Source organism: Gordonia sp. SCSIO 19800 (genome assembly GCF_018132775.1).
Classification (GTDB): Bacteria; Actinomycetota; Actinomycetes; order Mycobacteriales; family Mycobacteriaceae; genus Gordonia; species Gordonia hongkongensis.
In genome coordinates this window covers 21,919-36,399 of record NZ_JAGRQM010000009.1, presented here as the reverse complement: position 1 = coordinate 36,399, position 14,481 = coordinate 21,919, and the positions used below count along the sequence as shown (strand labels likewise).

Below are 14,481 nucleotides of genomic sequence, written 5' to 3'. Positions count from 1 at the left end.
TCGCACCGCTCCATGGGATCCGAGCGCACGGTCTCTCCGCAGGTCGATCCGGAAGCGATCGTGGCCGATCATCGGCGGCTGGTCGCCTACGTCGGAGGCGGTGACGACCCGTCTGACCCCGCCGACGTCCTGGCGATGGCGATGGTGCTCCGGATCGAGAAGAACGATCCGCCCGACCGCACCGAACTGCTGACCGCGGCAGCGCGAGCGGTGGCGTTACTGTGCCTCGACGAACGAAGTGCGGGCGACGGTCCGTGGTCGGCGGCGATGGACGCCTGGTGCGACGCACGAATCCGGAAGATCGCCCGGCGCGCGCGTGGCGCGCAATGGGCTGCCGCGCAGGAGGTCTGGGGTGTGACCGCGACCGAGGGCGGGGCGTCGGCACGGGCGTTCGTGCCCGGCCGCGTCGGTGACCTCGACCGGCGTGTGGCGAAGCTGCAGATCGGTGGGACCGAGGTCGAGGGAGAGCTGCCCGAGCAGCCGCCGGTCTCGGGCGTCGTGCTGTGGACCAATCCCGACCTGCCGATGACTGTCGGCAAACTGGCCGCGCAGGTCGGTCACGCGTCGATGCTGGCGGCCAAGCTCCTCTCCGCGGACGACGCGATCGAGTGGCGTCGGGACGACTGCCCGCTCGCGGTCCGTCAGGCCACGCCCGGGCGGTGGCGAGAACTGCTCTCCGCCGATGCCGCCGGGAGGGCGGTGGCCGTTCGAGACGCCGGGTTCACCGAGATCGCGCCCGGTTCGGTGACCGTCATCGCCGAGGTCATCCGGGCCCAGGAGGACACGTGAGCGCTGCGGTACCGCCGGAATGGGTGAAAGCTCTTGATCTGCAACCCCATTCGGAAGGCGGCTGGTTCCGGGAGACGTGGCGGAGCGACGTCGTCGTGCCGTCGGCGTCGCTGGCCGACGGCTATACCGGCGACCGTGCCGCCGGCACGGCGATCTACTTCGTCCTCATGCCGGGCGACGAGTCGGCGTGGCACACGGTACGCGGCGCCGAACTGTGGCTGCACCATCGAGGAGCGCCGGTCGAACTCGATCTCGGCGGGGACGCCGATGTCCCCGGTGACCCGACGACAGTTCTCGTCGGACCCGACATCGAGGCCGGTCACCGACCCCAGGCGCTCGTGCCGCCGGGCGTGTGGCAGCGTGCACGGCCCGCCGGGGACGAGCCGTCACTAGTCAGCTGTATCGTCGTGCCCGGGTTCGACTTCGAGGACTTCCGGCTGGCCTGACGGTCTGCCCTCGGATCTCGGTCAGCCGGCGGCGACCGGTGAGTTCACCGGCGCGAGGTGGCCGAAGGTGCCCAGCCACACGTCACGATCGGGCGCCAGCGACGCGACGATCAGCTCGTCTGCGTCGGCGTGCCCGGCGAACCACGAGAGGTAGTCGCGCACCTCGCCCGGCGTCCCGACACCCGAGTACGTCAGCATCTCGTCGATCTGGCGTCCCTGCGGCATCGAGAGGATGGCGTCGGCTTCCTCGTCGGTGAAGGTCCGGCCGCGGCCGTAGAGCAGCGACACGCGTTGACGTTTCGCGATCTGCAGCTGCGCCTGCGCACGGTCGGCGTCCTCGTCGGCGATCGCTCCGACACCCGCGATGACGTAGGGCTCGGCGAGGACCTCCGACGGCCGGAACTCGCGGCGGTACAACGCCACGGCCTCGGTGAGCGCCTGCGGCGCGAAGTGGGAGGCGAAGGCGTACGGAAGTCCGAGGGCCGCGGCGAGCTGCGCGCCGAACAGCGACGAGCCGAGGATGTAGAGCGGCACGTGGGTGCCCGCGCCCGGGGTCGCGCGAACGCCTTCGATACGCGACTCGTCGCCGAGGAAGGCCTGCAGCTCCAGGACGTCGTGCGGGAACCGCTCCGCGGAGGCGTGGGTGCGGCGCAGGGCCGCGAAGGTCTGCTGATCGCTGCCGGGCGCGCGCCCGAGCCCGAGGTCGATGCGCCCGGGATGGAGTTCGGCGAGGGTGCCGAACTGCTCGGCGATGGTCAGCGGGGAATGGTTCGGCAGCATCACGCCGCCGGCGCCGAGACGGATGGTCGAGGTGTGCGCGGCGATGTGTGCGATGAGCACCGCCGGCGCCGACGACGCGATGGCCGACATGTTGTGGTGCTCGGCGTACCAGATCCGGCGGTAGCCCCACTTCTCCGCGTTCTGTGCGAGATCGACACTGGCGGACAGGCTTTGCGCGGCAGTCTCGTCACGACCGATCTGCGCGAGATCCAGGATCGACAAGGGGGGGTTCGAAGGGGTCACGACGATGTTCAATGCGGCCGACGCCCCGGACTATTCCCGCCGTCCGGTCTGCCGTGAGTCGAACGGGTCGACCATTCCCTCGTGGTGCAGGATGGGGGAGTGACCGAATCCGATCCCGACCTCCTGATCGATTTTCGCGACGTCGCCGTCGTCCGGGGCGGCAAGACTCTCGTCGGCCCGCTGTCGTGGCAGGTGGAACTGGACGAACGCTGGGTGATCATCGGACCCAACGGCGCGGGAAAGACGACACTGATCCGACTGGCCGGGGCGGAGATCCACCCGACGTCGGGCACCGCCTTCGTGCTCAACGAGAAGCTCGGCCGGGTCGAGATCCGCGAGCTGTCGACCCGGATCGGGGTCTCGAGCCCGTCGCTGGTCGATCGAGTGCCGCCGGAGGAGATCGTCAGCGACGTCGTCATCTCGGCGGGATATGCGGTCCTGGGGCGGTGGCGCGAGAGCTACGACGCCGTGGACCGTGCGCAGGCCGTCGAATCGCTGGAATCGATGGGTGCCGAGCACCTCGCGGACCGTCGCTTCGGCACGCTGTCCGAGGGCGAGCGCAAGCGTGTCGTGATCTCGCGCGCGCTGATGACCGACCCCGAACTGCTCTTGCTCGACGAACCGGCCGCCGGGCTCGACCTGGGTGGCCGCGAAGAACTCGTCGATCGTCTCGCCCGCCTCGCCGCCGACCCCGACGCGCCGGCCATCGTGCTGATCACCCACCATGTCGAGGAGATCCCCGAAGGTTTTACCCATGCGATGATCCTGTCCGAGGGTGGTGTGGTGGCCCAGGGGCTGCTCGAGGAGGTACTCACGAGCGAGAACCTCACCGCCGCCTTCCGCCAGCAGATCGTTCTGGACAAGGTCGACGGCCGGTACTTCGCGCGGCGCCGGCGCCGCGCGGGTGGCCACCGTCGAGCAGCAGGAGGTAACTGAATGACGTCGACACAGGAGCAGGGCGCGGACATCGTGTCCGCACCGTTGCGGGATGCCGCGACCGTCGTGCTCGTCCGCGACGCTGCCGACGGCATCGAGGTGTTTCTCCAACGCCGCGTCAAGCAGATGGCCTTCGCGGGGGGAATGACGGTGTTCCCGGGCGGCGGCGTCGACAAGCGGGACGCCGACGCCGACCTGGCGTGGACGGGTCCCGAGGCCACCTGGTGGGCCGGGCAATTCGGCAGCGACGCCGAGATCGCCCAGGCCCTGGTGTGCGCGGCCGTCCGCGAGACGTTCGAAGAGTGCGGCGTCCTGCTCGCGACCGATGCCGACGGCGCCTTCGCCGACCCGGAGGGACTGGCCGAGGATCGGCAACGCCTCGTCGAGAAGTCGTTGTCGTTCGCGCAGTTCCTCACCGCGCGCGGACTGACGCTGCGTGCCGATCTGCTGCGTCCGCTCGCGCACTGGATCACCCCGGTGAACGAGAAGCGACGCTACGACACCCGGTTCTTCCTGGCCGCGATGCCCGACGGACAGCATGCCGACGCCGAGACCACCGAAGCCGAGGTCGCCCGGTGGGTGAACGCCCGCGTCGCGATCGATTCCTGGGCCGCGGGCCAGCACTTCCTCATGCCGCCCACGTGGTCGCAGCTCAACTACGTCTCGCAGTTCTCGACCATCGACGAACTGCTCGACGCCGAGCGTGTCATCGAACCGATCCTGCCGAACGTGACAGCCGGCGCCGGGCTGGCCGGCCTCGGTTTCCCGGGCTCCGACGAGTACTTCCGGACTCTCGGCGACCAGCAGCCGCCCGAGATCACGCTCTGACCGGACGCGCTGTCAGGTTGAGGGCGCCAGAGCCCCGGCGGCGTTCGTCCGTCCGCCGAACAGCATGACGATGTCGCGGATCGGCGCCTCGACGACCTCGCCCGTCCCGGCCGCGAAGTCGCAGTCGGTGGCCACGTAGCGTCGTCCCTCGTTTCGGCGACGTGCGTGGAACGGGAAACCCGTCGACCACAGGTAGTCGGCGCACGCCGTCGCGGCGTCGGTCGGCATCGGCCGGTCGAGTCCGAGCGGGACGGCGATGTCCTGCCCGTGCAGGAGCGAATCCAGTAGCGGCGCCATGGGAGTCGTCCCGATCGGATGCCGACGCGAACCGACCATGGCGCGCAACTTCGAGGCGGCCTGATCCGCCGTGGTGTCGTCGCGCAGCGCGAGTTCGCGGATCATCGTGTTGAACCGGAATCCAAATCGGCACGCGGCGATCATCGCTCGTGCCGGTGAGGTGTGGGAGTGGGTGAGGTGGACCGCGACGTCGCGCACCGTCCACGCGTCGCACAGCGACGGGGTGGCGAGTTGCTCGGGCGTGAGGGTCTCGATCAGCGCGGCGAGTTCGAGTCGTTGCTCGTCGATGCGCTGCCAGATGAGGTCGGTGTCCATCGGTCGCTCCCGCCGCACAGATAGTCAGGTTCCCTGACTGATATTAGTCAGGTTTTCGTACTAAAGTCAACGACGTGTCCGACCCGGAGATCGCCGTTCTGATGTTCATCGCCCATCGCGCGACCGAGCGCCGAGTGTTGGCACGGATCGCCGAGGAAGGGGCCGACGACATCACTCCGGCGCAGTCCCGGGTGCTACAGCGGCTGGCACCCGAACCCATGCGGCTGACCGATCTCGCCGAGCAGGCGGGTGTCACCAAGCAGACCGCGGGCGGCATCGTCGACCAGCTCGAGGCGGCGGGCTACCTGACCCGGGTGCCGGACCCGTCCGACCGTCGCGCCCGGCTGGTGACGCTGAGTGAGCGGGGCGTTCACCTGTGCGAGGTCGCCGCGCGAGAGGTCGAGGCGCAGCAGCAGGAGTGGCGCGAGCATCTCGGCGACGCCCAGTTCGCCGCCCTGGAAAAGGCATTGCGGTCGTTACGCGACGTCACCGATCCATATCGATGATCTCGGCGTCCTCGTCGGTGCCGATGTCGTCGCGGTCGGCCCAGTCGATGAGGGTGTCGAGTCGGTGCGCGACGTCGTCGATCTCCGCGTGCAGGTCTCCGAGTTCGGCGAACCGGGCCGGCACGGTGGCGATGGTGAAATCGTCGGGTTCGATGTCGTCGATCTCGGCCCAGGTGATCGGCGTCGACACGGTGGCCCGCTCGTTGCCGCGCACGGAGTAGGCCGACGCCATGGTGTGGTCGCGGGTGTTCTGGTTGTAGTCGACGAAGACCGCCGCCGGGTCGCGGTCCTTGCGCCACCAGGTCGTCGTCACGTCGTCGGGCGCCCGTCGTTCGACCTCCCGAGCGAAGGCGAGCGCCGCACGCCGGACCTGCGGGAAGCCCCACTCCGGCGCGATGCGGACGTAAATGTGCAGCCCGCGACCGCCCGAGGTCTTGGGGAACCCGCGCATACCCAGTTCGTCGAGAACCTCTTCGACGACGTGCGCCACCCGCCGGATCCGGGGGAACGTGCAGTCGGGCATCGGGTCGAGGTCGATACGCCACTCGTCGGGCGACTCGGGGTCGTCGCGTCGTGAGTTCCAGGGGTGGAACTCGACGGTCGACATCTGCACCGCCCAGATCACCGACGCCAACTCGGTGACACACAGTTCGTCGGCGGTGCGGCCGTACCGCGGGAAGTAGATCTCGGTGGTCTCCAGCCAGTCCGGCGCGCCGGCGGGGACGCGCTTCTGGTGGACCTTGTTGCCGCTGACGCCCTTGGGGAACCGGTGCAGCATGCACGGACGGTCGCGCAGCGCACGGACGATCCCGTCGCCGACGGACAGGTAGTACTCGGCGAGATCGCGCTTGGTCTCACCGCGCTCGGGAAAGTAGACGCGGTCGGGACTCGACAGCCGGACGGTGCGGTCGCCGACCTCGAGCTCGATGGGATCACCTGCGGAACCCGACGTTTTCGCCATGACCGCCACTGTATGGCTCCGATGCCGGCGAGCGGCGGACTCCGGGCCGCGTCGTGCGTGCCGGGTCGTCGGCCTGGGTCGCCGGGCTGGGGCATCGATCGGACTTACCTACCGGTAGCCTTCGACCATGCCTGAGTTCGTGACCCTCGAGTGCTCCGACGCTCATCCGGGGGTCGGCACCATCCTGCTGCACCGGCCGCCGATGAACGCGTTGAGCCGGCAGGTGCAGGCCGAACTGGCCGCCGCGGCCGAGGAGGCCACGGTCCGCACGGACATCAAGGCCGTCGTCGTCTATGGCGGCCCGAAGATCCTGGCGGCCGGCGCGGACGTCAAGGAGATGCGGGACGTCGGCTACGCCGAGATGAGCCGGGTGGCGGGTCGTCTGCAACGCGATCTCGGCGCGATCGCCGCCATCCCGAAGCCGACCGTCGCGGCCATCACCGGGTACGCGCTCGGCGGTGGCCTCGAAGTCGCGTTGGGTGCCGACCGGCGTATCGCGGGCGACAACGCGAAGCTCGGGCTGCCCGAGGTCCTGCTCGGTCTCATCCCCGGCGGCGGCGGCACGCAGCGGCTGGCACGTCTCATCGGGCCGTCGAAGGCCAAGGATCTGATGTTCACCGGCCGCTTCGTCGACGCCGCGGAGGCACTGGCGATCGGACTCGTCGACGAGGTCGTCGCGCCGGACGAGGTCTACAACGCCGCGCTCGCCTGGGCCGGACAGTTCGACGGCGCCGCCTCGGTGGCGCTCGCCGCGATCAAGAAGGCCGTCGATCAGGGGCTCGGCGTCGACCTCGACACCGGGCTCAAGATCGAAGAGCAGTTGTTCGCCCCGCTATTCGCGACCGAGGACCGCGCCATCGGTCTGACTTCGTTCCTCGAGAACGGCCCCGGGAAGGCGGAATTCGTCGGCCGCTGAGCCGTCGTCGCCGCGCACCCTTCCACCACAGCATCCCGTCACCACGCACACAGGAAGCGATCATGACCACCGACGCCACACCGGGCACCGATCCCGCTCCCAATCCGCACGCCACCGAGGAACAGGTCAAGGCGGCCCTCACCGACACCAAACTCGCCCAGGTGCTCTACCACGACTGGGAGGCCGAGACCTACGACGAGAAGTGGTCGATCAGCTTCGACGAACGCTGCATCGACTACGCGCGTGGCCGTTTCGACGCCGTGGCCACCGACGAGCCCCTGCCGTACGGCCGCGCGATGGAACTCGGTTGTGGCACCGGCTTCTTCCTGCTGAACCTGATGCAGTCGGGTGTCGCGTCGAAGGGGTCGGTCACCGACCTCTCGCCGGGCATGGTCAAGGTCGCCCTGCGCAACGCGGAGAACCTCGGTCTCGATGTCGACGGCCGGGTCGCCGACGCGGAGAAGATCCCGTACGACGACGACACCTTCGACCTCGTCGTCGGACATGCTGTGCTGCACCACATTCCCGATGTCGAGCAGGCGCTGCGCGAGGTGCTGCGGGTACTCAAGCCGGGCGGACGCTTCATCTTCGCGGGTGAGCCGTCGACGATCGGTGACTTCTACGCGCGCTGGATGAGTCGGGCGACGTGGTTCGCCACGACCAATGTCACGAAGCTCGGTCCGCTGCAGGGATGGCGGCGCCCGCAGGAGGAACTCGACGAGTCCTCGCGTGCGGCCGCGCTCGAGGCCGTCGTCGACATCCACACGTTCGATCCCGACGAGCTCGCCGGGATCGCCCGCGCTGCCGGCGCGCAGAAGGTGTCCACCGCCACCGAGGAACTGGCCGCCGCGATGCTCGGCTGGCCGGTCCGCACCTTCGAGGCCGCGGTCCCGCCGGAGAAGCTGGGGTGGGGCTGGGCCCGCTTTGCCTTCGGCGGATGGAAGCGCCTCACCTGGCTCGACGAGAACGTGCTGCGGAAGGTCGTGCCGCCGAAGTTCTTCTACAACGTCGTGGTGACGGGGACGAAGCCGCAGTAGGCGGTTCCGCCGTCAGGCCATGGGCTACTCCTTCGATCTCGACGACGTCGCGTTCCTGCGGTCGCGGCACGGCGAGAAGGCGCTCGACACGGTGTCCGCCCTCGAGCTCACCCCGTCGACGATGCTGGCCGACATCACCGAGGTACGCAGTCGATACGCGCCTCACGACGCCGCGCTGATCGAGACGGTGCAGTGTCGTAGGCGCGCCCGCTCGAAGCTGCGCGATGCCGAGGGGCTCCTGTTCACCGACGACGCCCTGCAGCAGGCGACCGCGTCGGTGGTCGCCGCGCACCGTGCGGCCGAAATCGCGGCGCGGTTCCCGGAATCGGTGGTGCACGACCTGACCTGTTCGATCGGGGCGGAGCTACGGGAGCTGGTGCGCGCCAACGGTATCTCGGGTGTCATCGGCAGTGACATCGACCGGGTCCGGCTCGCGATGGCGCGTTCCAACGTGCCGGAGGCGACGCTGCTGGTCGCGGACGCGCTCACCCCGACCTCGACCGCGGACGTGCTCCTCGCCGATCCCGCGCGGCGATCGGATGCGGGCCGCATCTTCCGGCTCGATCAGCTGACCCCACCGCTCTTCGAGCTGCTGACGACCTATCCCGGTCGCACGCTCATCGTGAAATGCGCTCCCGGACTGGACCATCAGATGTTGCGAAACCGCTATGGCTTCGACGGCGAGGTCCAGGTCACCTCACTCGACGGCGGCGTGCGCGAGGCGTGCCTGTGGACGGGTCCGGGTGTGGAGCCCGGCCGTCGGGCCACCGTGCTCCGCACCCGCGCCGACGGAACGGTCGCCGAGGTCGAGGTCACCGACCGCGAAGACGACGACGTGCCGGCCGGTGAGGCGGGGGAGTGGATCGTCGACCCGGACGGGGCGATCGTGCGCGCCGGGCTGGTCAAGCACTATGCTCACCGGTCCGGGCTCTGGCAACTCGATCCGCAGATCGCCTATCTCACGGGTGATTCCGTCCCCGACGGCGCCCGCGGGTTCCGGGTGATCGAGCAGACGGGGGTGACCGAGAAGGCGCTCCGGAAGGCGCTCTCGGCGCTCGACTGCGGCCCCCTGGAAATCCTTGTCCGCGGACTCGACGTCGACCCCGACCGGCTGCGGAAGAAGCTCAAGCTCAAGGGCTCCCGGCCGTTGTCGATGGTGCTGACCCGGATCGGGCGCAAGGGTGTCGCGTTCATCTGTGAGCCGGGTGTCCGGTTCTGAAACCAACCCGACCACGCAGAGTGTGGGATCTGTATCGGTTCCAGTACGAATCCCGCACTCTACGAACACCTACCCGAGATCGGCCTTGCTGTCGAAGAAGTACACCTCGCCGAGATTGGTCGCGGTCGCGATCTGTCCGGAGTAGGACACCGCGACACCGGTCGCGAAACCGCGCGAATTCGGCAGCGGCAGAGTCCGTTTCGTCGCGCCGTCGGTCGTGGACACCTCGACCAGGGACAGGGAGTCCCTGCCGGGATCGCGGGCGACCGTCCACGCGGTCTGCTGCTGGGTCAGCGCGGACAGGCTCACCGTCGCCAGATCGGTGCGCTGCCAGACCTGTTCGGCACGATCGCCCCGGTCACGCAGCAGGGTCAGCGGGGCGCCGAGCGAACCGGTCGGGATGATCAGACCGTCCGGGGAGACGGTCATCGTCGCGAATCCGTGGCCGCCGATGTCGTAGGTCCACCGCGTCGATCCGTCCTCGGCGTTCAGGGCGACGATCTTGCCGTCGCGCGAGAACGCATAGACGGTCGCGCCGTCGGCCGAGAGCGTCGGGGTCCCGATGACGCCGCTGGGGACGTCGGCCTGCCACGCGGTCCGGACTTCGCGGTTCCCGGCAACGGCGCCGTACTTCATCGCGCGGATCTGCGACGTCGCTGCGCCCTGGGGAAAGAAGTTGAGGAAGAAGCGTTCTCGTTCGGTGTCGACGGCAGCGGGGGCGGGGATCGCGCACTGCGGCCCGTTGCTCACGCAGTCGCCGAAGCCGCGGAGCGGTTGCGCGGGGTCGGCGTCGTCGCGCAGTCTCACCTCAGGCGCGAGGAGTTCGTTGCGCTGGGTGTCGATCAGCAGGATCTGACCCTGTGTGGTGGCGACCAGCACCTCGTTCGGGGCCGCGAACTTCGCCGACAGCGGTACCCCGATCACGCCGGCCCGCCAGCGGATGGCGCCGCCGGCATTGAAGGCGAGGAAGGTCGTCTCCTCGCCGAGATAGGGCTGGTCGTACTGATCGACGAGCATCGCGTTGATCTCGACACCGGCCCGCATGTCCTTGCAGAAGTTCTTGCGTCCGGAGCGGCTGTCGAGCACGAGCACGTTGCATCCCTGCGCCGCATTCGACGTCACGCCCACGTTCCCCTTGCCGGAGATCGTCACCGGCGCGGTGACCGGGCCGCCGGTCGGCCGTGTCCAGCTCAGCGTGAGGTCCTCCGGCACATCGGCATACGCGAAGTTGGCGTTGCCCGGGACACCCCCGTAGCTGGGCCATCCGACGCTCGGTACGGAGCGGACGTCGATGTGACCGTCCGAGCAGGCGGCGAGCGCCATCGAGCACACGGCCGTCAGCGCGACGAGCAGGCGGGTCAGCGCGGATCGGCGGCGTCGAGACACCTGCGGTCGTGCCAAAGCCATCCTGCTCCTCGTCGTCGTGCCCTGTTCTGCGTCGTGTGCAGGCGCCGGGCATGCCATCGAACGGCACCCTCCGCGCCAGCAGTGAGCCTATCGTGCGCGAAAATCGCGTCGATTAGGGTTTCTGGTCATGACCACCATGTGGAATGCGTCGTACCGGTCCCGCCGGCGCGCGGGCCGACGCCGCGACCCCGACCAGGCGCGTTTTCTCACGCTGGACTCGCTGCGATGGATCAGACGCAACCGGGCGTACACACCGTGGTACCTCGTGCGCTACTACCGCCTGGCGCGGTTCCGCCTGGCCAATCCGCACATCGTGCTGCGGGGCATGGTGTTCCTCGGGCGCAACGTCGAGATCCACGCGACGCCGGAACTCGCGCGCATGGAGATCGGTCGCTGGGTCCACATCGGCGACGGCAACTCCATCCGCTGCCACGAGGGCAGCCTCCGCATCGGCGACAAGACCGTCTTCGGCTGCAACAACGTGGTGAACTCCTACCTCGACCTCGAGATCGGCGGTTCCACCCTCATCGCCGACTGGTGCTACATCTGCGACTTCGACCACAAGATGGACGACATCACGCTGCCGATCAAAGACCAGGGCATCGTGAAGGGCCCGGTGCGCATCGGGCCGGACACGTGGGTCGCGGCCAAGGTGTCGGTGCTGCGCAACACCATCGTCGGGCGAGGATGCGTGCTCGGCTCGCACGCGGTGGTCAAGGGCGTCATCCCCGACTACGCCATCGCGGTCGGCGCCCCCGCCCGGGTGGTCAAGAACCGGATGGACGACTGGGCCTCGAACGCCGCAGAACGTGCCGAACTCGAACGCGCCCTCGCCGACATCGAACGGAAGAAGGCTGCGGCCGAGCGGGAGTGACCCTTCGTGACGCCCTCCGCAGGCTCCGGGCTCCTCAGGGAGCAGGGGGTGGAGGCGTTCCGCAGGCTCCGGGCTCCTCAGGGAGCAGGGGCTATGCCTGCCCCGGGTCCCGTTCCGGCAGCGGGCGTTCCGGGATGTCGGGCCGTCCGATCGCGTGCCGGACCCGACGCTTCGCGGCGAGGTGCACGCTCGCGGTGCGCTCGGCGACCTCGGCCCAGGAGAAATCCGCGGTGAGCCGCGCCCGGGCCCGCAGTGCTCGCTGCGCGGCCGCGCCCGGATCGGACAGCGTGGCCCGGACCGCCGCGGCCAGACCGGCGACATCCGCGGGCTCGAACGTCAGCCCGGTGTCCGGCTCGCGAACCGCCTCACCCAGACCCCCGGCCGTGGACACGATCAAGGGCACGCCGGTCGCCGCCGCCTCCAGCGCCACGATCCCGAACGGCTCGTAGCGACTCGGTAGCACGATGGCGTCGCAGCGGTGCATCAGCGTCACCAGCTCGGCGTGGTCGACCGGGCCGACGAACCTCACCGCCTTGCCGACCCGATGCTTGCGCGCCTGCTCCATCAGCCATTCTCGCTGGGTGCCGTCACCGGCGATCGTCAGCGTCGTACCCGGATGGCTGCGGCGGATCCGGGGGAGCGCCGCGAGCAGATCCTGCACGCCCTTCTCGTATTCGAGCCGACCGGCGAACAGCAGCTCGGCCGGACCGCTCGTCCGAGCGCGTTCGGCGAACGGCCACGTACGGATGTCGATGCCGTTGTGGATCACCGTGATGTCGGTGGCGTCGTAGCCGAACAGTCGGTTCACCTCGTCGCGCATCGACGCCGAACACGTGATGAGAGCGTCGGATTCGGACACCAGCCACCACTCGACCGAATGCACCTGCCGGTTCGTCCGACCGCTCACCCAGCCGCTGTGCCGCCCGGCCTCCGTCGCGTGGATCGTGGAAACCAGTGGCACATCGAAGAATTCGGCCAGCGCGATGGCCGGGTGGGCGACCAGCCAATCATGCGCGTGCACGACCTCCGGCACCCATCGCGACCCGCTCGTTCCGCTCCCGGCGCCGCCGTGCAGAATCCGAAGTCCCGCCCGCACGAACGCATGCCCCATGGCCAGCGTCCAGGCCATCATGTCCTGCCCGAACTCGAACTCCGGCGGGTCCTCGGCGACGGCCAGAACCCGGACACCTTCGACGACGGTGTCCGTCGTCGGATGAGTCACCGCATCGGTCCCCGACGGACGCCGGGTCAGCACCACCACGTCGTGTCCGGCGGCGGCCATCTCGGTGGCGAGGTGATGGACATGCCGGCCGAGTCCGCCCACCACCACCGGCGGGTACTCCCACGACACGAACAACACCTTCATCGGATTCCCCCCTCGACGCCGACCCGGTCGGCGGTCAGAGCCGTGTGCAGCCGGCGCGCATCGAGTGCGGGAAAGAGATTGTCGGCACGCGCCCAGGCGGCGGCGAGCGTCTCGGCTGCGTCGTCGCGGCCCCGCATCGCCGCGTCGCTGATCTCGCGGGTGGCATGCGCATGCGTGTGAGCTCGCGACACAGCGTACTGCGCCGCGGTGTCCTTCGACACCATGAACGGCCAGTCCGAGGACACGGTCAGCAGCGCCTCGCGCACGATCTGATCGGCGACCCGGCTGCGTGCACTCCCGTGTTGCCGCAGCTTGGCGACCGCGTCGAGCGCCGTCTCGGTGACCTCGGCGTTCAGGTCGACCAGGTGCTGCACGGCCGGGCCGTTCCACACCCGCCAGTCCTTACCCGACCCCCACGACGACCTGGGGAGGTCGATGGGAGCGCCGACGAGCCCGGCCTGCGTTGCGCCCGCGAGTGTCCCGACGGTGACCCCGACCTCGGGCAGACGTCGCAGCACCCGTTCCAGCCAGACCGGGCCCTCATGCCACCAGTGCCCGAACAATTCGGTGTCGAACGCGGCGACCACCAGCGCAGGCCGGCCGATCCGCGCGGACTCGTCGACCAGACGCTGCCGCACATGCGCGACGAAGTCCTCGACGTGCCGGTCGACAACCGCGTCGACGCGAGCCGGGTCGTAGGGCTTCTTGTCCTGCCCGGACACGGTCCGGCCGGTGACCCGGAATCGCTTGAGCCCGGTCTCGTGGTCGTAGGTGTGGAAATCCCGATAGGCGCCATGACCCGGATAGCCCGACTTCGGCGACCAGACGCGATAGCTCACCGTCAGGTCACGTCCGTAGGCGACGACGGCGCTGTCGCCGACGGGGCGTCCCAGCGCGGTGTCGCCGTGCAAGGCGGGCCCGTCGACCATGAAGTGGCGCACGCCCGCGCGGTCGTACTCCGTTTCCATCCCCGGCGCGAAGGCGCACTCGGGTGCCCAGATCCCGGTCGGGTCGACACCCCACCGGGCATGGGCGTCCGCGAGCCCCTCGGTCAGCGAGAACCGGCGCAGTCGCGGGTCGAGCAGCGGTGCGAACGGGTGGGCCAGGGGGCCGCCCAGGATCTCGACGACACCGCTCGAGGCCAGTCCGCGGATCAGTGGCGACGCGCCGTGACGCCATCGGGAGGCAAAGGTGTCCAGCGCGCGCTGGGCGTCGAGGTACTCACGGCGGCCCGCCGCGGCTCGGTCGGCGTCGCGGGACATCGCCGCTTGCGTGGCCCGGAGCTGCCAGTCGGCGAGCCACTCGTACATCGACGACGTACAGTGCGGATCGTCGAGCTGCGCGGCCAGCACCGGCGTGATCCCGAGGGAGAGCTGGTCGGTGAAACCGTCGGCGGCCAGCCGCTCGAGCATGTCGAACAGCGGCAGGTACGACGCGGCCCACGACTGATACAGCCATTCCTCGCCGACCGGCCAACGTCCGTGATTGGCCAGCCACGGCAGATGCGAGTGCAGGACCAGCGTGAACTGGCCCGCGACGGGTTCGGTGCGGGTGGTCACCC

15 protein-coding genes are annotated in these 14,481 nt (G+C 69.4%); 9 read left to right on the top strand and 6 right to left on the bottom strand.

Features of this window, described 5'->3' with window-relative positions:
* Positions 1–12: 12 nt before the first annotated feature.
* A complete protein-coding gene (locus KB201_RS12325) occupies positions 13–789 on the top strand; it encodes a peptidyl-tRNA hydrolase (protein ID WP_159371166.1) in 777 nt (258 codons plus the stop codon).
* Positions 786–1,235, top strand: a complete 450-nt coding sequence (locus KB201_RS12320) for a cupin domain-containing protein (protein ID WP_211539380.1) — start codon at positions 786–788, stop codon at positions 1,233–1,235. Before KB201_RS12325 ends, KB201_RS12320 begins: the two co-directional genes overlap by 4 nt.
* Positions 1,236–1,256: 21 nt before the next feature.
* On the opposite strand, the gene KB201_RS12315 is transcribed toward KB201_RS12320, so the two are convergent.
* A complete protein-coding gene (locus KB201_RS12315) occupies positions 1,257–2,258 on the bottom strand; it encodes an LLM class flavin-dependent oxidoreductase (RefSeq protein ID WP_211539379.1) in 1,002 nt (333 codons plus the stop codon).
* Positions 2,259–2,357: 99 nt separating this feature from the next.
* Here KB201_RS12315 and KB201_RS12310 point away from each other — a divergent pair, with 99 nt between their 5' ends.
* A complete protein-coding gene (locus KB201_RS12310; RefSeq protein ID WP_065632666.1) occupies positions 2,358–3,194 on the top strand; it encodes an ABC transporter ATP-binding protein in 837 nt (278 codons plus the stop codon).
* Positions 3,195–4,022 carry an NUDIX domain-containing protein gene (locus KB201_RS12305; protein ID WP_065632667.1) on the top strand — a complete coding sequence of 276 codons (828 nt, stop codon included), beginning with the start codon at positions 3,195–3,197 and terminating at the stop codon, positions 4,020–4,022. It abuts the gene before it with no gap.
* 12 nt (positions 4,023–4,034) lie between these two features.
* On the opposite strand, the gene KB201_RS12300 is transcribed toward KB201_RS12305, so the two are convergent.
* Entirely contained in the window at positions 4,035–4,634 is a 600-nt protein-coding gene (locus KB201_RS12300; protein ID WP_211539378.1) for a maleylpyruvate isomerase family mycothiol-dependent enzyme, read from the bottom strand.
* Positions 4,635–4,735: 101 nt separating this feature from the next.
* On the opposite strand from KB201_RS12300, the gene KB201_RS12295 reads away from it, so the two are divergent.
* Entirely contained in the window at positions 4,736–5,140 is a 405-nt protein-coding gene (locus KB201_RS12295; RefSeq protein ID WP_058252199.1) for a MarR family winged helix-turn-helix transcriptional regulator, read from the top strand.
* Here KB201_RS12295 and ligD read toward each other — a convergent pair.
* Positions 5,121–6,101 (bottom strand): non-homologous end-joining DNA ligase, encoded by a 981-nt coding sequence (ligD, locus tag KB201_RS12290; RefSeq protein ID WP_137809015.1) that lies wholly within the window; start codon positions 6,099–6,101, stop codon positions 5,121–5,123. The genes KB201_RS12295 and ligD overlap by 20 nt on opposite strands.
* Positions 6,102–6,228: 127 nt before the next feature.
* Here ligD and KB201_RS12285 point away from each other — a divergent pair, with 127 nt between their 5' ends.
* The 3 genes from KB201_RS12285 to KB201_RS12275 all read left to right on the top strand — a co-directional run bounded on the left by KB201_RS12285 (position 6,229) and on the right by KB201_RS12275 (position 9,273).
* Positions 6,229–7,017: an enoyl-CoA hydratase/isomerase family protein gene (locus KB201_RS12285; RefSeq protein WP_211539376.1), complete on the top strand. Its 789-nt coding sequence runs from the start codon at positions 6,229–6,231 to the stop codon at positions 7,015–7,017.
* A gap of 62 nt (positions 7,018–7,079) precedes the next feature.
* The gene (locus tag KB201_RS12280) at positions 7,080–8,054 is read left to right on the top strand and encodes a class I SAM-dependent methyltransferase (RefSeq protein WP_211539375.1); all 975 of its coding nucleotides are present in this window, start codon (positions 7,080–7,082) and stop codon (positions 8,052–8,054) included.
* A 19-nt stretch (positions 8,055–8,073) separates the two neighbouring features.
* Positions 8,074–9,273 carry a class I SAM-dependent methyltransferase gene (locus tag KB201_RS12275; RefSeq protein WP_211539374.1) on the top strand — a complete coding sequence of 400 codons (1,200 nt, stop codon included), beginning with the start codon at positions 8,074–8,076 and terminating at the stop codon, positions 9,271–9,273.
* A gap of 69 nt (positions 9,274–9,342) precedes the next feature.
* Here the strand turns inward: KB201_RS12275 and KB201_RS12270 are convergent, their stop codons facing one another.
* Positions 9,343–10,680 carry a PQQ-binding-like beta-propeller repeat protein gene (locus tag KB201_RS12270; protein ID WP_211539373.1) on the bottom strand — a complete coding sequence of 446 codons (1,338 nt, stop codon included), beginning with the start codon at positions 10,678–10,680 and terminating at the stop codon, positions 9,343–9,345.
* A gap of 127 nt (positions 10,681–10,807) precedes the next feature.
* Between KB201_RS12270 and KB201_RS12265 the strand changes: the two genes are divergently transcribed.
* A complete protein-coding gene (locus KB201_RS12265) occupies positions 10,808–11,554 on the top strand; it encodes an acyltransferase (RefSeq protein WP_058252168.1) in 747 nt (248 codons plus the stop codon).
* A gap of 91 nt (positions 11,555–11,645) precedes the next feature.
* On the opposite strand, the gene KB201_RS12260 is transcribed toward KB201_RS12265, so the two are convergent.
* Positions 11,646–12,920, bottom strand: coding sequence for a glycosyltransferase family 4 protein (locus tag KB201_RS12260; RefSeq protein ID WP_211539372.1), 1,275 nt, complete (start codon positions 12,918–12,920; stop codon positions 11,646–11,648).
* The gene (locus KB201_RS12255; protein WP_058252166.1) at positions 12,917–14,479 is read right to left on the bottom strand and encodes a glycoside hydrolase family 57 protein; all 1,563 of its coding nucleotides are present in this window, start codon (positions 14,477–14,479) and stop codon (positions 12,917–12,919) included. Before KB201_RS12255 ends, KB201_RS12260 begins: the two co-directional genes overlap by 4 nt.
* Positions 14,480–14,481 lie beyond the last annotated feature (2 nt).